At 54.2% G+C, this 17,483-nt stretch carries 14 protein-coding genes; 9 read left to right on the top strand and 5 right to left on the bottom strand.

The annotated features are described in order from the left end of the window. The first annotated feature begins 27 nt into the window (after positions 1-27). The 4 genes from LCF41_RS16910 to cysI all read left to right on the top strand — a co-directional run bounded on the left by LCF41_RS16910 (position 28) and on the right by cysI (position 6,718). The gene (locus LCF41_RS16910) at positions 28-1,272 is read left to right on the top strand and encodes a pyridoxal-phosphate-dependent aminotransferase family protein (RefSeq protein WP_225085570.1); all 1,245 of its coding nucleotides are present in this window, start codon (positions 28-30) and stop codon (positions 1,270-1,272) included. Further along, the gene (gene hpxK / locus LCF41_RS16905; protein WP_225085569.1) at positions 1,269-2,522 is read left to right on the top strand and encodes an allantoate amidohydrolase; all 1,254 of its coding nucleotides are present in this window, start codon (positions 1,269-1,271) and stop codon (positions 2,520-2,522) included. The genes LCF41_RS16910 and hpxK overlap by 4 nt, the downstream gene beginning before the upstream one ends. Positions 2,523-2,795: 273 nt before the next feature. Further along, the gene (locus tag LCF41_RS16900) at positions 2,796-4,775 is read left to right on the top strand and encodes a glycoside hydrolase family 3 protein (protein WP_225085568.1); all 1,980 of its coding nucleotides are present in this window, start codon (positions 2,796-2,798) and stop codon (positions 4,773-4,775) included. A gap of 248 nt (positions 4,776-5,023) precedes the next feature. Continuing rightward, positions 5,024-6,718, top strand: a complete 1,695-nt coding sequence (gene cysI, locus LCF41_RS16895; RefSeq protein WP_225085567.1) for an assimilatory sulfite reductase (NADPH) hemoprotein subunit — start codon at positions 5,024-5,026, stop codon at positions 6,716-6,718. 59 nt (positions 6,719-6,777) lie between these two features. Here cysI and LCF41_RS16890 read toward each other — a convergent pair whose 3' ends face one another. Then, complete coding sequence (locus tag LCF41_RS16890; protein WP_225085566.1) at positions 6,778-7,545, bottom strand: amidohydrolase; 768 nt, start codon at positions 7,543-7,545, stop codon at positions 6,778-6,780. Beyond that, positions 7,533-8,690 carry a pyridoxal phosphate-dependent aminotransferase gene (locus tag LCF41_RS16885; protein ID WP_225085565.1) on the bottom strand — a complete coding sequence of 386 codons (1,158 nt, stop codon included), beginning with the start codon at positions 8,688-8,690 and terminating at the stop codon, positions 7,533-7,535. The genes LCF41_RS16890 and LCF41_RS16885 overlap by 13 nt, the downstream gene beginning before the upstream one ends. A 187-nt stretch (positions 8,691-8,877) precedes the next feature. On the opposite strand from LCF41_RS16885, the gene LCF41_RS16880 reads away from it, so the two are divergent. The 3 genes from LCF41_RS16880 to LCF41_RS16870 are packed head-to-tail and all read left to right on the top strand — an operon-like array spanning position 8,878 to position 10,723. Continuing rightward, a complete protein-coding gene (locus LCF41_RS16880) occupies positions 8,878-9,495 on the top strand; it encodes a methylthioribulose 1-phosphate dehydratase (RefSeq protein ID WP_225085564.1) in 618 nt (205 codons plus the stop codon). Then, on the top strand, positions 9,492-10,181 hold the full coding sequence (gene mtnC, locus LCF41_RS16875) for an acireductone synthase (protein ID WP_225085563.1): 690 nt from the start codon (positions 9,492-9,494) through the stop codon (positions 10,179-10,181). The genes LCF41_RS16880 and mtnC overlap by 4 nt, the downstream gene beginning before the upstream one ends. Next, positions 10,178-10,723, top strand: coding sequence for a 1,2-dihydroxy-3-keto-5-methylthiopentene dioxygenase (locus LCF41_RS16870; protein ID WP_225085562.1), 546 nt, complete (start codon positions 10,178-10,180; stop codon positions 10,721-10,723). The genes mtnC and LCF41_RS16870 overlap by 4 nt, the downstream gene beginning before the upstream one ends. 360 nt (positions 10,724-11,083) lie before the next feature. Here LCF41_RS16870 and mtnA read toward each other — a convergent pair whose 3' ends face one another. Next, positions 11,084-12,118: an S-methyl-5-thioribose-1-phosphate isomerase gene (gene mtnA / locus LCF41_RS16865; RefSeq protein ID WP_225085561.1), complete on the bottom strand. Its 1,035-nt coding sequence runs from the start codon at positions 12,116-12,118 to the stop codon at positions 11,084-11,086. 171 nt (positions 12,119-12,289) lie between these two features. On the opposite strand from mtnA, the gene mtnK reads away from it, so the two are divergent. After that, the gene (mtnK, locus tag LCF41_RS16860; protein ID WP_225085560.1) at positions 12,290-13,492 is read left to right on the top strand and encodes an S-methyl-5-thioribose kinase; all 1,203 of its coding nucleotides are present in this window, start codon (positions 12,290-12,292) and stop codon (positions 13,490-13,492) included. A gap of 113 nt (positions 13,493-13,605) precedes the next feature. On the opposite strand, the gene yajD is transcribed toward mtnK, so the two are convergent. Next, complete coding sequence (yajD, locus tag LCF41_RS16855) at positions 13,606-13,956, bottom strand: HNH nuclease YajD (RefSeq protein ID WP_225085559.1); 351 nt, start codon at positions 13,954-13,956, stop codon at positions 13,606-13,608. 97 nt (positions 13,957-14,053) lie between these two features. Then, positions 14,054-16,501, bottom strand: a complete 2,448-nt coding sequence (gene fadE / locus LCF41_RS16850; RefSeq protein WP_225085558.1) for an acyl-CoA dehydrogenase FadE — start codon at positions 16,499-16,501, stop codon at positions 14,054-14,056. Between the two features lie 350 nt (positions 16,502-16,851). On the opposite strand from fadE, the gene lpcA reads away from it, so the two are divergent. Then, positions 16,852-17,433 carry a D-sedoheptulose 7-phosphate isomerase gene (lpcA, locus tag LCF41_RS16845; RefSeq protein ID WP_005975726.1) on the top strand — a complete coding sequence of 194 codons (582 nt, stop codon included), beginning with the start codon at positions 16,852-16,854 and terminating at the stop codon, positions 17,431-17,433. Positions 17,434-17,483 lie beyond the last annotated feature (50 nt).

Here is a 17,483-nt window from a genome sequence, read left to right as displayed (position 1 = left end):
AGAAACAAGAATTTGGAGCCTATAACCATGAGCAGCGAACTGTACGCGCAAATTAATCCACCTCATCGCTTACTGATGGGGCCGGGGCCGATCAATGCCGATCCGCGCGTATTACGGGCAATGGCAAGCCAGTTGGTTGGCCAGTATGACCCCGCAATGACGAACTATATGAATCAGGTCATGGCGCTCTACCGTCAGCTTTTCCGCACGGAAAACCGCTGGACGATGCTGGTTGACGGCACCTCGCGTGCGGGGATCGAAGCGATTTTACTGTCGGCGATCCGCCCCGGTGACAAAGTGCTGGTGCCGGTGTTTGGTCGTTTCGGTCATCTGCTGTGTGAGATTGCCCGCCGCTGTCGGGCTGAGGTGCATACCATTGAGGTTCCGTGGGGCGAGGTGTTCTCGCCAGAGCAGATTGAAGAGGCGATCAAGGCGGTGCGCCCGCGTCTGTTGCTGACAGTGCAGGGCGATACCTCGACCACCATGCTGCAACCGCTGGAAGAACTGGGCGAGATTTGTCGCCGTCACGGTGTGTTGTTTTATACCGATGCCACCGCATCTTTCGGGGGGAACCCGCTGGAAACGGATCAATGGGGACTGGATGCGGTTTCCGCAGGGTTGCAGAAATGCCTCGGCGGGCCGTCCGGCAGTTCACCGATCACGTTGAGTCCACAGATGGAGGCGGTCATCCGCCGTCGTAAATGTGTGGAACAAGGGATACGAACGGACGCGCATCAGGACGGCGACGACGAAATGATCTATTCCAACTATTTCGATCTGGGCATGGTGATGGATTACTGGGGGCCGGAGCGTCTGAACCACCACACGGAAGCGACGAGCATGTTGTTTGCCGCGCGCGAATGCGCGCGAACGATCCTCGAAGAAGGGTTGGATCGCAGCATTGCCCGCCATGCGCTGCACGGTAATGCGCTGGTGGCGGGGATTCAGGGAATGGGACTGGAAACCTTTGGCAATCTTAAACACAAAATGAATAACGTGCTGGGCGTAGTGATTCCTGACGGTGTCCACGGCGAACAGGTACGTAAGCTGCTGCTGGAAGATTTCGCCATTGAGATCGGCACCTCGTTTGGCCCGCTTCAGGGCAAGATCTGGCGCATCGGTACGATGGGCTATAACGCGCGTAAAGACTGCGTGATGCAAACGCTGACGGCGCTGGAGGCGGTGCTGAATCGGCTGGGCTTCCGCACGGTGCAGGGCGAGGCCTTGCAGGCCGCGTGGAACAGCTATGCGGCGAATGAGGAGCGTGCATGAGTGAACCTCTACTGTCGCCTGCTGCGGCACAAGCAGCGGCTGAGCAGATTATGTCGCGCTGTGATGCGCTGGCAGAAATCAGTGAAACTCCTGGGCAACTGACCCGCGTTTATCTGTCGCTGGAACACCTGCGTGCCAATGCGCAGGTAGGGGAATGGATGCGCGAAGCGGGCATGAACGTCTGGCAGGATAGCGTTGGCAACATTTGTGGCCGCTATGACGGACTCACGCCGGATGCGCCAGCGCTGCTGCTCGGCTCGCATCTGGATACGGTGCGCAATGCCGGACGATACGACGGCATGCTGGGCGTACTGACGGCAATTGAAGTGGTGCGTACGTTTCACCAACAGGGCATTCGTCTGCCTGTGGCGTTGGAGATTATTGGCTTCGGGGATGAAGAAGGGACACGCTTTGGTATTACCCTGCTCGGTAGCCGGGGGGTGACGGGCACCTGGCCGGAGAGCTGGCTGGATTGTCAGGATGCCGAAGGCACCAGCGTGGCGCAGGCCTTGACCATTGCGGGGCTGGATCCGCTTGAGGTGGCGGAGGCGGCGCGCCCGGTCAGTGATATTGTCGCCTATCTGGAATTGCACATCGAACAAGGGCCGTGTCTGGAACAACAGGATCTGGCGTTGGGGGTCGTTACAGCGATCAACGGAGCGCGGCGGCTCAACTGTACCTTCCTCGGTCTGGCTGGACATGCTGGCACGGTGCCGATGACGCAGCGGCAGGATGCGCTGGCGGCGGCGGCGGACTGGATGGCGCAGGCTGAGCGGGTCACGCGGGAAAGCGATCCTCATCTGGTCGCGACGTTTGGCACGTTGCAGTGTTTACCGGGTGCGGCGAACGTCATCCCCGGTGAAGTGAAGATGACGCTGGATATTCGCGGGCCGGAGGATGCGCCGCTGGATGCGTTGCTGGAAAAACTCCTGATGTTGGGGCAGGGTATCGCGCACCAGCGCGGCTGTCAGTTCAGCGCCGAAGAATATTATCGTATTGCCGCCACCCGCTGCGATCCCGCGTTGCAGTCGGTATTAAATGAAGCCGTGACGCAGGTGCAGGGGAAAACGCTGATGCTGCCAAGCGGTGCGGGGCACGATGCAATTGCCATTGCCGAACGCTGGCCGGTAGCGATGCTGTTTGTCCGCTGTCGCGGTGGCATCAGTCACCATCCTGATGAATCCGTGACCACGGCGGATGTGGCGCTGGCGCTACAGGCATTTTATCAGGCGGTATTTAATGCAGCGTGATAGCGTCTCTATTTACATAACAGTTATAGGAAATAATTATATAACAGATCCTAATTATTTAGAGCGTCGAAATAATTATTTGACACATATCTAAATTATGCTCACTCCACATTGAGTTCGTTTTTTCATCTGGCGTAGTCTCATCTCGGGAAGGATATTCAGTTTAAAAATCTCGCGCGTAAATAATGGATGTATTTAAAAAGAGTAATGTCGACTGAGGTGGGCATTACTTTCATCGCGTGATGGATATTTACTTTGATGAGAGTAGCCATAATGAGAAAAAACAGACTGCATTTTGCATTATCTTTAGCAGCACCACTATTTTCCTCCGTACCTTTATTTTTTTCTCCTATTGCTTCTGCAATATCACAAGCGGAATTAGGGTATCGCGATGTGCCAACCATTATGCTGGATGGTCTGACATTTAAAGACTTGAACCGTGATGGAAAGGTCAATCCATATGAAGACTGGCGTTTATCTCCCGATCAACGAGCGAACGACCTGGTTACGCGTATGACGCTGGTGGAAAAAGCGGGATTGATGATGCATGGTTCCGCGCCGACGACGGGGAGTGTGATTGGTGCAGGATCTGCTTATGATATTGATACGGCGAGAAAAATGATTGCTGAGCGGTCAATCAGCAGTTTTATCACTCGCCTGTCTGGTGATGAACCTACGCAAATGGCGGAGGAAAATAATAAGTTACAGCAGATTGCAGAAAATACGCGATTGGGGATTCCGCTGACGATTAGCAGTGACCCGCGCAATGCGTTCCAGTATTTGGTTGGCGCATCGGTTTCCTCTGGAAAGTTTAGTAAATGGCCTGAAACGCTGGGGCTGGCCGCTATTGGTGATGAATCACTGACTCGGCAGTTTGCCGACATTGTGCGTCAGGAATATCGTGCAGTCGGGATCACGGAAGCACTATCACCGCAGGCCGATTTGGCAACGGAACCGCGTTGGTCAAGGAGTAGTGGAACGTTTGGTGAAGATGCGGAGCTGACCAAGACAGTGGTCAGGGGTTATATCGAAGGCATGCAAAATGGCAGAAATGGCCTGAATTCACAAAGTGTCATCAGTATCGTTAAACACTGGGTCGGATATGGCGCTGCGCAGGATGGGTGGGATAGCCACAACGTTTATGGCAAATATGCCATCTTCAAAAAGAACGATCTCCAGCAGCATATCGAGCCTTTTACCGGAGCATTTGAGGCGCGTGTCGCGGGCATTATGCCAACCTATTCCATTTTGAAAGACGCAACGTGGCAAGGAAAGTCGATTGAGCAAGTCGGAGCAGGGTTTAACCGTTTTCTATTAACCGATCTGCTGCGCGGGGTTTACGGATTTGATGGCGTCATTCTTAGTGACTGGCTTATCACCAATGACTGTAAAGATGACTGTGTCACGGGGACCAAGCTGAATGAAAAGCCGGTACCGCGTGGCATGCCGTGGGGCGTTGAAAGTCTGACGGTAGAGCAGCGATTCATTAAAGCAGTGGAGGCGGGTGTCGATCAGTTTGGTGGAGTCACTAACTCTTCGGTACTGATTAGCGCGGTACAGGGAGGCAAACTGACCGAGTCGCGTCTGGATGTTTCTGTCAGGCGTCTACTGAAACAGAAATTCCAAGTTGGTTTGTTTGAAAATCCTTATGTGAATGCTGGGCAGGCAAGCCAGGTGGTGGGTAAGGCTGAATGGCAGAAGCGGGCTAACGAAGCACAGAAACGTGCGTTGGTGCTGTTGCAAAATAAAAATATTTTGCCATTGCGCGCGGGAAGTAAAGTCTGGCTCAGCGGAATCGATAAGAACGTCGCTCAGGCCGCAGGGCTTGTTGTGGTGGAAACGCCAGAGCTTGCCGAGGTCGCGTTGGTTCGTAGCGTTGCGCCGTATGAGCAACCACATAAAAACTTTTATTTTGGCGCTAAACACCATGAGGGCTCACTTGCTTATACCGAGAACAATCCAGAATACCAAGCTATTATCAGGGCGACAGCTAGCGTGCCAACTATCGTGACCGTGTATCTGGATCGCCCGGCTATTCTGACCAATATCGTGGATAAAACACAGGCGGTTATTGCCAACTTTGGCATCAGTGACGACGTGTTACTCAAGCAACTAATGTCTGGAGAGGCATACACAGGGAAACTTCCATTTGAGCTACCGTCTTCCATGAAAGCGGTACTTAATCAGCAACCGGGGGTACCTTATGACAGTAAAGCGCCGCTCTTTCCATTTGGATTTGGCTTAACAAAATAATCATGATTTGATCCACACCAGCGGCCTGTTTATTGACATAAATGGGCCTTTTTTATTCTACCGATATGTCTTTTAACTATATTAAATAATAATTTGTTCTGTCTTATGTTACGCATTAACTCCTTATTTTATCTACAGCATTTACTGTTATAGGTGAAAGCGAAAGGACTGTATCTGTATACGCAGAATTATCGCTGTTTTACTTCGTTTGTATTATTCCAATAAATAATAACGAGTGAGATAGCATAATGAGTGATAAAAAACTGTCGGATAATGAACGGCTTAAAACACAAAGTAATTATCTGCGAGGAACCATTCAAGACGATTTGGCCGACCCGTTAACGGGAGGATTTGTCGCAGATAACTTTCAGCTAATTCGCTTTCATGGGATGTATCAACAAGACGATAGGGACATCAGGCAAGAACGTATCGCTCAGAAATTAGAGCCACTGCATACCGTTATGCTGCGTGTCCGCTTGCCGGGTGGGATCATTACGCCGCATCAGTGGTTAGGTATCGATGCCTTTGCGCGCGAGCACACGCTTTATGGCAGCATTCGTATTACCAATCGACAGACGGTGCAACTGCACGGCGTGCTGAAAGATGACATCAAGCCGGTACATAAACTGCTTAATCATCTCGGGCTGGATTCGCGAGCCACCGCAGGGGATGTTAACCGTAATGTGTTGTGTACGGCTAACCCGGTTGAATCTATTTTGCATCGTCAGGCCTGGGAATGGGCAAAGAAGATATCTGAGCACCTTTTACCGCGTACCCATGCTTATGCCGAAGTGTGGCTGGATAAAGAGAAAATTATTCAGACGGATGAAGAACCAATTTTGGGAAAAAGTTATCTGCCGAGAAAATTCAAAACGGCAGTGGTTATTCCGCCGCAGAATGACGTGGATATTCACGCCAACGATCTGAGTTTTGTTGCCATCGGCGAGGGGGACCAGTTGGTTGGTTTCAATGTATTGGTGGGCGGCGGGTTGGCGATGACGCAGGGAGACACCAGCACGTATCCTCGTCTGGCGACGGAGTTTGGTTTTATCCCATTGGCGCATACGCTGGCGATTGCCGAAGCGGTGGTATCGACCCAGCGCGATTGGGGGAATCGTGAGAATCGCCGTAACGCGAAGACAAAATATACGCTTGAACGTGTCGGGGTCGATGTCTTTAAAGCTGAAGTCGAGCGGCGTAGCGGAGTGACGTTTTCTCCGTTGAGACCTTATGTCTTTTCTGAACGTGGCGATCGTATTGGTTGGGTTGACGGGATTGATGGCAAACATCACCTGACCCTGTTTATTCCCAGCGGGCGTCTGTTGGATAAACCGGGCTTACCGAATAAAAGCGGGATTGCGGCAATTGCCAACGTGCATAAAGGTGATTTTCGCCTGACAGCGAATCAGAACATCATCATCGCTGGGGTGGCAAGTGAAGACAAAGCGCAGATAGATACGCTCGCCCGGCAATATGGGTTATTGGGGACCGCGCTATCGTTACAGCGTAAGGATTCCATGGCCTGCGTCTCGTTTCCCACTTGCCCGCTGGCGATGGCCGAGGCGGAGCGGGTTCTGCCGGATGTGGTTTCAGCGATAGAGCATCTGCTACATCAATATGGCGTAGGTGATGAGTCGTTCGTTTTTCGTATCACTGGCTGCCCAAATGGCTGTGGACGAGCCATGTTAGCGGAGGTGGGACTGATTGGACGCGCGGTGGGGCGCTATAGCCTTTACATTGGTGGCAATCGTGAAGGGACGCGCATTCCTCGCTTATATAAAGATAATATCGACGTACCGACATTACTTAGCGAAATTGAACGGCTGATTGGTTTATGGGCGAAAGAGAGAAAGGCGGGTGAAGGCTTTGGTGATTTTGTTATCAGGGCGAAAATTGTTATGCCTGTGCTTAATGCGCCCGTGGATTTTCATACGGCGCTGTAGCTGAAACGGTTTCCCAACCTCATCTTTATATGACGGGGTTGGGATGATGCGTTCGGTCTCTATAGCGTAAAACGGTCAGCGTCGCGCCAGGCGGGGAAGGATTCCCGGTAGCTTTGCAGCGCTTCCAGCGACAGCTCGGCGTCCAGACAGGCAGGCTGATTGGGGGCGGCAGAGGCCAGAATTTCCCCTTGAGCGTTAATAATCAGGCTATCGCCACGGTAGCTGTGGCCGTTGCCGTCGGTACCGACGCGGTTACAGCCTGCAACGTACGCCTGATTTTCAATGGCACGCGCCGCTAGCAGCGTCTGCCAGTGTGCCGCACGAGGCGCAGGCCAGTTGGCGACATACAGCGCCAGATCGTAATCCTGTCGATTGCGCGACCATACGGGGAAACGCAGGTCGTAGCAGATCATCGGGCAGATGCGCCAGCCGCGCCATTCAATGGTCACTCGCTCTGTGCCTGCCTGATAGTGGTGGTGCTCATCCGCCATGCGGAACAGGTGGCGTTTATCGTAGTGATACACCTCGCCGTGCGGATCGACCAACAGGAACCGGTTCACCGCGCCTTTTGGCGTATTTACCGCGACACTGCCGCCGATCAGCGCATTGGTTTTTTGCGCCCACTGATGCAGCCATGTCTCTACGACTGCCAGATCCAGGCTGCCTTTGGCGGCTTCCATCGCAAAGCCGGTGGTGAACATCTCTGGTAGCACAATAACATCACGTCCGCTCATCTCCGCCAATAAGGTGTCGAAGTGGCGCAGATTGGCTTCCCCATCGCGCCAGACCAGCGGCTGTTGCAGCAATGAAATCTTTAAAGTCGACATAAACGCTCCGCAGCGGCATCCAACGTGGCTTCCTGTTTAGCAAAGCATAGTCGAATCAACGTGTGGGGGAACGGGTCGGCGCAAAAGACGGACAGCGGAATCGCGGCAACGCCAACGTGTTCGGTCAGCCAGCGGCAGAAGCTCACATCGTCCAGATCGGAAATCGCCCGATAGTCCGCCAGCAGGAAGTAGGTGCCTTCGCAGGGCAGAATCTCAAAACGGCTGCCTGCCAGCGCATTGATGAAGCGATCGCGCTTGGTACGGTAAAAATCGGGTAATTCACGCCAGTGTTGCGGCTGTTCACGCAGCATATCGGCAATGGCGAACTGGGCAGGCGTGTTCACGGAGAACGTCAGATACTGATGAACCTTCCGCACTTCTGCACTGAGCACCGCTGGCGCGACACAGTAGCCGACTTTCCAGCCGGTCATATGGAAGGTTTTACCAAACGATGAGACGGCGATAGCGCGCTGACGCAGGGACGGATGTGCCAGCACGCTGGCGTGCCCTTCGCTGTCGAAACAGATGTGCTCGTAGACTTCATCGCTCAGCACGAAGATGTCACGCTCGGCAATCGCCTGCCACAACTGCTCGAAATCCGCCTTCTGCCACACGGTAGCAGACGGGTTGTGCGGCGTATTCAAAATCACCAGCCGGGTGCGATCGCTCAGCACATCGGCAAAATGTGACCAGTCCACGCGAAACGCAGGTGGCTGCAAGGCGATGCGCTTGAGTACGCCGCCCGCCAGCGTAACGGCAGGCGCATAGCTGTCATAGCTGGGATCGAAACAAATCACTTCATCGCCGGGTCGTACCAGTGCCGCAATGGCGGCAAACAGCGCTTCGGTCGCGCCTGCCGTGACGGTGACTTCACTATCGGCATCCGGTCGCCAGCCGTACAGGGCTTCTGTTTTTTCGGCAATCGCCTGACGCAGCGGTGCGACGCCGGTCATCGGCGCATATTGGTTGGCGCCCTGACTGACGTGATACGCCAGCCGCTGCTGTAAATAGTCCGGGCCGTCAAAATCAGGGAAACCTTGTGATAGATTGATGGCCTGATGCTGTTGGGCCAGCGCACTCATCTGGGTAAAAATGGTGGTGCCCAGCGAAGGCAGTTTACTGTCGGGGATTAACGCGGCGCTCATGGCGGGTAGGACTCCTGCAAGCCTGTATTGCCTCGTAATATAACATGCTGCTAGTATTTGGCAATCAAGACGCTTGGACGTTTAAACGGCTAAATTCTGTTATGGACTAAGACATAACGGAATGGTCTATATCTCCAAAAATCATCCAGAAACGTTGTTAGAAAAATGGAGCAAAACAGGAAGCCTCATGACTGAAAATCAACAATTGACGGCGCTGCTTGCGGCCTGCCACTGGATAGGTGAGAAGGGCTGGTGTCCGGCAACGGGCGGCAATATGTCCGTACGCCTTGATGAAGCGCAATGCCTGATTACCGAATCGGGTAAAGACAAGGGCAGCCTTCAGGCAGAGGATTTCCTGCTGGTGGAGATTGCCACGAACCACGTGCCGAGTGGCCGCACGCCATCGGCGGAAACTGGGCTGCACACGCTGCTGTATCGCCGCGAGCCGACTATCGGCGCGGTGCTGCACACGCACTCGGTGAATGCCACGGTATTATCCCGTGTAGAGAAAGGCGCTGAACTGGTGCTGCACGGCTACGAAATGCAAAAGTCGCTGGCGGGGCAGACCACGCATTTGGATCGCGTAGCGATCCCAATCTTCGATAACGATCAGGATATTCCAGCGCTGGCGCAGCGGGTAGCGGAATACGCCAGCCACACGCCGTTGCGTTACGGCTTTCTGGTGCGCGGTCACGGCCTTTACTGCTGGGGTGCCACGGTAAAAGAAGCACGTCGTCATCTGGAAGGGTTAGAGTTCCTGTTCCAGTGCGAGTTGCAGCGCCGATTGCTGGAGGCGAAAGCATGATTAAGGCGATTGTGACCGATATTGAAGGCACCACCAGTGATATCCGTTTTGTGCACCGCGTGCTGTTTCCCTACGCGCGTGAACGTCTGGCGGACACGGTGCGGCGGCACGACAGCGATCCGGAGATCGCGCAGGCGCTGAATGCGTTGCGCCAAGAGCTAGGTCAGCCTGAAGCGGATAGTGAGACGCTGATTGCCGCACTGAACCAGTTTATGGATGAAGATCGTAAATCCACCGCGTTGAAGCTGCTGCAAGGCATTATCTGGCGCGCGGGCTACCGCAACGGTGATTTTCAGGGGCATTTGTACCCTGAAGTGGCGGCGCAGCTCGCCGCGTGGCAGCAGCAGGGTATTCGCCTGTATGTTTACTCATCAGGTTCGGTAGAAGCGCAGCAATTGCTATTTGGCTACAGCAACGCGGGTGACCTGCGTCCGCTGTTCAGTGACTATTTTGATACGCGTGTCGGTGCCAAGCGCGAGACTGACGCTTATCGCACGATTGCACAAGCCATCGGGCTGCCTGCCGAACAACTGCTGTTCCTGTCGGACATTCGTCAGGAGCTGGATGCAGCACAGGAAGCCGGTTGGCACACCTGTCAGCTTATTCGTGATGACGCGGATAACGTAAGCCGCCACCGTCAGGTGGCACGTTTTGACCAGATCGACTTACCGGAGTACGCCCAATGAGTGGATTAACCATTTTTAGCGACAGCGATGCAAGCCAGCCGATTTGGCAAAGTCAGGATGCCGAGGCGATTCAGAAGCAACTGAACGAAATTGGTGTGCGTTTTGAACGCTGGGAAGCCAGCCAGAAACTGAGCGATGCGCCATCGTCTGAAGAAGTGCTGGCAGCCTACCAGCATGAAATTGATAAACTGGTGGCAGAAAAAGGCTATCAGAGTTGGGATGTTATCAGCATGCGTTCTGATAACCCGCAGCGTGCGGAGCTACGCACCAAGTTTTTATCTGAGCACGTGCATCATGAAGATGAAGTGCGCTTTTTCGTGGAAGGCGCGGGACTGTTCTGCCTGCACCTGAACGGTAAGATTTACCAGATCCTGTGTGAAAAGAACGATCTGCTGTCTGTACCCGCGGGCACAGCGCACTGGTTTGATATGGGGCCGGAACCGCACTTCACTGCCATCCGCCTGTTCGATAACCCGGAAGGTTGGATCGCGCATTTTACTGGAGATAAGATCGCGGATGCGTATCCGAGGCTGGAGCGCTAGCGCACCGCTAATTATTTAAGATAAAAGGGCATTTTTATCGGTCAGATGCTTGTAAGCATCTGACCGATTTTTTATAGGCGTAAAAAATTGTGCTGAGGTGGGCATGAGGGCTGGGTGAGCCGCATGGATGCGGCGAGAGCCAGTGCCGCGTCGGGAACGCGTCACTGGCGGCCCTCAAGCAATCATGAACGCCGAAGGCACCGCGCAGCGGCACAATTCACGCCGAAAGCCAGTGGTCAAGGAGCTGCGGCAATTGAGCGCTCCTTGTCGGGCGTGTGATGAAATCACAGAAGAATCGAGCAATTAACACGCCCGAAATATTCGCGCTATCGGACATAGAAAAATGGCGTTTTCTGCCACTCAATTGCTTTGCAACGCCGTCTGAAAGATCCCTTCTTTGACGTCTTGTGGCGTGACCACGCCAGTGTCGAGTACCCAGCCGCTGATTAATTCGGCGGGAGTGACGTCAAAGGCCGGGTTGTAGACCGCCGCGTTCTGCGGTGCCCACTGGCAGTGACCGAAGCTGCCGGATACGCCGGTGACTTCGGCAGCAGCGCGCTGCTCGATAGGAATAGCTCGACCGTCCGGGCACGCGGGATCGTGCGTGGTGTGCGGTGCCGCGACGTAAAACGGAATCTGATGATAATGCGCCAGCACCGCGAGGCTGTAGGTGCCGATCTTATTGGCGACGTCGCCGTTGGCGGCAATACGATCTGCGCCGACCCAAATCGCATCAACCTGACCCTGTGCCATCAGGCTGGCGGCCATCGAATCACAAATCAGTTGATAAGGAATGCCCAGCTCGCCCAGTTCCCAGGCCGTGAGGCGTCCGCCTTGCAAGAGTGGTCGCGTTTCATCGACCCACACCTGAGCGACTTTCCCCTGTTGATGTGCACGCAGCAGTACGCCAATGGCGGTGCCGATGCCTGCTGTGGCCAGCCCGCCAGTGTTGCAGTGGGTCAGCAAGCGGCTGTTTGGCTTCACCAGGGCGGTGCCATGATCGGCGATGCGTTCACACAGCGCGCGATCTTCTTCGACCAACCGCAACGCTTCCTGCACCAGCGCATCGACAAACTGCGGCTGTGCCAGCGCCAGCTTCATGCGATCCAGATTGTTCATCAGGTTGACGGCGGTAGGACGTGATGCCCGCAGCGTCTCCAGCGCCTGCGCCAGCTCGGCCTGCGATAACCCTCTCTCCGCCAATAGCGCGAGCAGCAGGCTGGCGGACAGGCCAATCAGCGGCGCACCGCGTACGCGCAGTGTCTGAATATGTTCAACCAGTGAACTGACATCCGGGCAAGGACTCCAGCGTTTTTCTTGCGGCAGCGCCTGCTGGTCGAGGATCCACAGTTGGTTATCAACAATTTTCAGGCTGGTTGTGTTAAGTGTCTGCATAGGTCGTTAAATCCATGTTGCATCGATATTCTTATTCTGCCAAGATGCCTAATAGATGTATAGACGTCCGAACGTTTTTATGTCCGTATCTTTGGTTTTTGCATGGTTTTGATTAAAGAATACGTTTTGATTAAAGAATACGTTTTGATTGCAGAATAGCGAGGAGTTGGAATGTCACTTTACCGCACTTTTACGGCGGATGACGCTGTTGAATATGCCCGCCAGTTCGGCGGTGTCAGTCAGCCGCAGGCGCTGGTAGCCGCAGAAGAGATCGGCGATGGCAATCTGAATCTGGTGTTTAAAATTAAAGATGAAGCGGGCGTCAGTCGAGTCATCGTCAAACAGGCGCTGCCCTATGTGCGTTGCGTTGGGGAATCCTGGCCGCTGACGCTCGATCGTGCTCGTATTGAGGCCGAAACGTTGCTGACGCACGCACGCTTTTGTCCGCAGCATACCGTGACCGTGCTCTATCACGATCCCGAATTGGCCGTGATGGTGCAGGAAGATCTCTCCGATCATCGCATCTGGCGTAGCGAGCTGGTTAACGGCGCGGATTATCCGCAGGCCGCGGCACAGCTGGGAGAATATCTGGCACAGACGCTATTCCATACCTCTGATTTTTATCAGCATCCGCATGAGAAGAAGGCAGCAGTAAGCCAGTTCACTAACCCTGAGCTGTGTCAGATTACCGAAGATCTGTTCTTTACCGACCCCTATATCGACCATGAAAGAAACCAGTTTGATGCTGCGCTGACGCCGGATGTGCAGGCGTTGCGTGACGATCGGACGTTGAAGCTGGCGGTTGCCGGGCTGAAGCACGGCTTCCTGAGCAAAGCCGAGGCGCTGCTGCACGGTGATATCCACAGTGGGTCGATCTTCGTCGCAGAAGGGCGACTGAAGGCCATCGATGCTGAATTCGGCTTCTATGGGCCAATAGGTTTTGATGTTGGCACGGCAATGGGCAATCTGCTGCTGAATTATTGCGGTCTGCCGGGATTGCTGGCTCCGCGTGAGGCAGCGGCGGGGCGTGAACGACGTCTGGAAGATATTCGTACGCTGTGGCAGACCTTTTCCGCTCGTTTTCTGGCGCTGAGCGCAAATGACAGCCGCGATCCGGCACTGGCGGAATCGGGCTATGCTGCACTGTTTTTACAGCAGGTGTGGCGAGATGCCGTTGGCTACTGTGGCACCGAACTGATTCGGCGCACGATTGGGCTGGCGCACGTCGCCGATCTGGACAGCATTCAGGAGACGGAAGCGCGTTTAGCGTGTCAGCGCCATGCGATTTCACTGGGCAGAACGCTGGTACTGGCGGCTCCGCATATTGCGGATGTGGACGCGCTAGTGGCGCGTGTACGGCAGAGCGGTGCCTGATTCGCGGCACGATTAATGAACTGGGCTATTTAATGCGTCGTGGCACCATGAATTAGTGGCTGTACGATGCAATTCGTCGCTCCCATCGTGAACCGGATGGGAGCGGCAACAGATTACTTCTTCCCTTTATTCATCATTGCCTTCAAATCCGCGAAAGGATTATGCGTGGCGATGCCGACATCCTTCTGCGCATCCTCACCCGCGACGACAGTCGAACCGTACATATCCGCATCGGTATATTTTGAATGCTCATTGTCGTGACAGTAGAGACACAGCATTTCCCAGTTACTGCCGTCTTCCGGGTTATTGCTGTGATCGTGATCGATGTGGTGAACGGTTAATTCACGCAGGTTGGAATAGACGAATTCGCGTGAACAGCGACCACATACCCACGGGAAAAGTTTGAGCGCTTTTTCGCGGTAGCCGCTTTCAAGTCTGGCGTAGTTCTTGGGGATGTAAGCCATGTGTCGGGTTTCATTCAGAAGGAAAGAGGATGTGGATTTTACAACTGCTTGACCTGCAAAGGAAGAATAGGCCGCCATATTGGCGGCCTGATTTTGTTTATGCTGCTTCGGTTTTTCTTTCTGACTGCGCGACCGGTTTAGGTTTGTTGGCGGCCAGTGCATCGAATGCAAAGTCATCCACGTTGATTGAACGTAAGCGGCTGGCTTCGGCTTTGGTCAAAATATTCGCTTCTTCTGCGGTAATCTGACCTTCCACCAGCGCCTGTTCTGCCAACTGATCCAGTCGCATGAACGGCAGTGGTTTGTCGCTGGCTTTCGCCAGACGTTGATAAATCGGCTCGGCGGCGATGATATCCAACAACGCCTCTTCCAACAGCCCGACAGGGTTGTGTTCGCTGGCAACCAGATATTGGCCGCGCCCCAGACGATTACGTGTTTCCGACGGCGTTTGCAGAATCTTCGCGACCTCGTGGTCGAGGCGGTCAGACGGTGCCGGACAGCGCAGACCCAGTGGGAAGATGATGACCGTCAGCAGCCCTGCAACAATACGATTTGGGAAGTTGCGCAGCAAATCGTCCAGCGCCTGCTCGGCCTGATGCAGACTGTCCTGCACGCCCCAGTGCACCAGTGGTAAATCTGCTTTCTGACGCCCTTCGTCCTCATAGCGTTTCAGCGTCGCGGAAGCCAGATAGAGCTGGCTGAGAACATCCCCCAGACGCGCCGAGATACGTTCGCGACGCTTCAGGCTGCCGCCCAGTACCGCCATCGACACATCCGCCAGCAGAGCCAAATTCGCGCTGAGTCGGTTGAGCTGCTGATAGTAGCGGCGCGTTTTGTCGTTCACTGGCGCACGGCTTAGAAGGCCGTTGGTCAGCCCAAGCCAGAAGCTGCGCACCTTGTTGCTACCGACGTGGCCGATATGACCGACCAGCGCACGGTCAAAGCGCGATACATCGTTCTCCTGCGCCGCTGCCATCTCTTCCAGCACATAAGGGTGACAGCGGATGGCGCCTTGCCCGAAGATGATCATACTGCGCGTCAGGATATTCGCCCCTTCCACGGTGATCGCAATCGGTGCGCCCTGATAGCTGCGCGCCAGGAAGTTGGTCGGGCCGAGACAGATACCTTTGCCCCCGGCGATATCCATCGCATCCATTACGCTGCGCTGACCGCGGTGGGTACAGTGATATTTGACGATAGCGGAGAGCACCGCGGGTTTTTCACCCTGCATAATGCCGCTGGTAATTAATGTGGCGGCGGCGTCCATCACATAAGCGTTACCCGCAATGCGTGCCAGCGGCTCCTCAATACCTTCCATCTTACCGATGGAGATCTTGAACTGGCGGCGGATGTGCGCGTAAGCACCGATACCGAGGGCAATCGATTTCAGCCCGCCAGTGGAGTTGGACGGCAGTGTAATACCGCGCCCGACTGACAGACATTCCATCAGCATACGCCAGCCCTGACCTGCCATCTTCGCCCCACCGATGATGTAGTCCAGCGGAACAAAAATGTTTTCACCCTGCGTTGGCCCATTTTGGAACGGAACGTTCAGCGGGAAATGGCGGCGGCCGATTTTAACGCCGTCGGTATCCGTCGGAATCAATGCACAGGTAATGCCTACGTCGTCTTCATCGCCTAACAGATGATCGGGATCGTACAGCTTAAAGGCTAACCCCAGCACGGTAGCGACCGGCGCGAGTGTGATATAGCGTTTATTCCAGGTCAGGCGCATACCCAAAACCTGTTCGCCGTGCCAGTTGCCGTAGCAGACAATACCGGTATCGGGAATCGAGCCCGCATCAGAACCTGCTTCCGGGCTGGTCAATGCAAAACAAGGGACTTCCTGACCACGCGCCAGACGTGGCAGGTAGTGATCTTTTTGCGCGTCCGTACCATAGTGTTGCAGCAGTTCGCCGGGGCCGAGTGAGTTCGGCACACCGACGGTGATTGCCACAATACTGGAGACGCCAGCCAGTTTTTGCAGCACCTGCGCTTGTGCGTAGGCAGAGAATTCCAGCCCGCCGTATTGCTTCTTAATGATCATCGCGAAGAAGCGGTGTTCTTTTAAGTATTCCCACAGTTCCGGTGGAATATCGGCGCGTTCATGGGTGATTTCGAAGTCGTTTGCCATCCGGCAGGCTTCCGCCACCGGCCCGTCGATAAACGCCTGCTCTTCGGCGGTCAACTGAGGACGTGGGTAGTTATGCAGCTTGTTCCAGTCCGGCGCGCCGCGAAACAGGTCGCCTTCCCACCAGGTTGTCCCGGCGTCGATCGCCTCTTTTTCCGTGTTCGACATCGGCGGCATGACTTTCTGAAACATGCGCAGCGCAGAAGCGGAAACCAGCTTTTGGCGCAGAGAAGGAACCGTAATCGGAATCAGCAGAATCACGAGCGGAATCATCAGCCAGACAGGCCACAGCAACATGGCGGACATGGCTGCAAAGTAGGCCAGCAGGATGGCGCTGCCGAGCAGCAGGCTGAGCCGATGATAAAACATCGCGCCGATGATAATCAGTAGGAGGAGGATACTGACAGCAACCATAACGTGTCTCCAGCATTGTGAGCGAATGGAGGGTTTTCATTCTTCCCCTGAGCGTTGTATTGCGGGGGAAAGCGAGAACCGTTTTTATCAGTGAAATAAGGCGTAATAGGTCAATGTCGTAAGAGGTCTGACCTGTTGCTTATATTGGTTGTAGTTTATCTAATTATTTTTATCAATTCGTTTACATCATAATTACAACTCACTTCACAAACCGAACGGCCTTCGTGCGTTTTCTGACGCGCGTCAGCGATCCTCTCGATCCCGTGATTGTGCGCTTCTCGCTGTTAGTACGATCCGCTACACTGCATGGCAGAAGATGATACTGTCACCAGACAAAATGAGAGGATTCCATGTATCAGGATTTAATCCGTAGTGAACTGAAAGAAGCTGCAGAAACACTGAATAATTTCTTGAGTGATGATGCGAACATTCAGTCGATCCAAAACGCTGCGGTGCTGTTGGCTAACGCTTTCAAAGCGGGTGGTAAAGTGATTTCCTGTGGTAACGGTGGTTCACACTGTGATGCCATGCACTTTGCTGAAGAGCTGACGGGGCGCTATCGCGAGAACCGTCCTGGCTATCCGGCTATTGCGATTTCCGATCCGAGCCACCTGTCCTGCGTCAGCAATGACTTTGGCTATGATTTTGTCTTCTCCCGCTATGTCGAATCACTGGGGCGTGAAGGCGATGTGCTGCTGGGCATTTCCACTTCGGGTAACTCCGGCAACATTATTAAAGCGATTGCCGCAGCAAAAGCGAAAGGCATGAAGGTCATTACGCTGACCGGGAAAGACGGCGGTAAAATGGCAGGTTCAGCCGACGTGGAAATTCGTGTTCCGCACTTCGGCTATGCTGACCGTATTCAGGAGATCCATATCAAAGCGATTCACATCCTGATTCAGTTGATTGAAAAAGAAATGGCAGATCAGTAAGCCACGTTAACATGCTCTAAAAAGGCGAGAAGGGAAGGGTAGAAAGTCAG

Source organism: Pectobacterium colocasium (assembly GCF_020181655.1).
GTDB lineage: Bacteria > Pseudomonadota > Gammaproteobacteria > Enterobacterales > Enterobacteriaceae > Pectobacterium > Pectobacterium colocasium.
This window is presented reverse-complemented; position numbering and strand designations above follow the sequence as displayed.

Coding starts and splice junctions, on each gene's coding strand:
- LCF41_RS16910 (WP_225085570.1), top strand. CDS start 28: ATGAGCAGCGAACTGTACGCGCAAATTAATCCACCTCATCGCTTACTG.
- hpxK (WP_225085569.1), top strand. CDS start 1,269: ATGAGTGAACCTCTACTGTCGCCTGCTGCGGCACAAGCAGCGGCTGAG.
- LCF41_RS16900 (WP_225085568.1), top strand. CDS start 2,796: ATGAGAAAAAACAGACTGCATTTTGCATTATCTTTAGCAGCACCACTA.
- cysI (WP_225085567.1), top strand. CDS start 5,024: ATGAGTGATAAAAAACTGTCGGATAATGAACGGCTTAAAACACAAAGT.
- LCF41_RS16890 (WP_225085566.1), bottom strand. CDS start 7,545: ATGTCGACTTTAAAGATTTCATTGCTGCAACAGCCGCTGGTCTGGCGC.
- LCF41_RS16885 (WP_225085565.1), bottom strand. CDS start 8,690: ATGAGCGCCGCGTTAATCCCCGACAGTAAACTGCCTTCGCTGGGCACC.
- LCF41_RS16880 (WP_225085564.1), top strand. CDS start 8,878: ATGACTGAAAATCAACAATTGACGGCGCTGCTTGCGGCCTGCCACTGG.
- mtnC (WP_225085563.1), top strand. CDS start 9,492: ATGATTAAGGCGATTGTGACCGATATTGAAGGCACCACCAGTGATATC.
- LCF41_RS16870 (WP_225085562.1), top strand. CDS start 10,178: ATGAGTGGATTAACCATTTTTAGCGACAGCGATGCAAGCCAGCCGATT.
- mtnA (WP_225085561.1), bottom strand. CDS start 12,118: ATGCAGACACTTAACACAACCAGCCTGAAAATTGTTGATAACCAACTG.
- mtnK (WP_225085560.1), top strand. CDS start 12,290: ATGTCACTTTACCGCACTTTTACGGCGGATGACGCTGTTGAATATGCC.
- yajD (WP_225085559.1), bottom strand. CDS start 13,956: ATGGCTTACATCCCCAAGAACTACGCCAGACTTGAAAGCGGCTACCGC.
- fadE (WP_225085558.1), bottom strand. CDS start 16,501: ATGGTTGCTGTCAGTATCCTCCTCCTACTGATTATCATCGGCGCGATG.
- lpcA (WP_005975726.1), top strand. CDS start 16,852: ATGTATCAGGATTTAATCCGTAGTGAACTGAAAGAAGCTGCAGAAACA.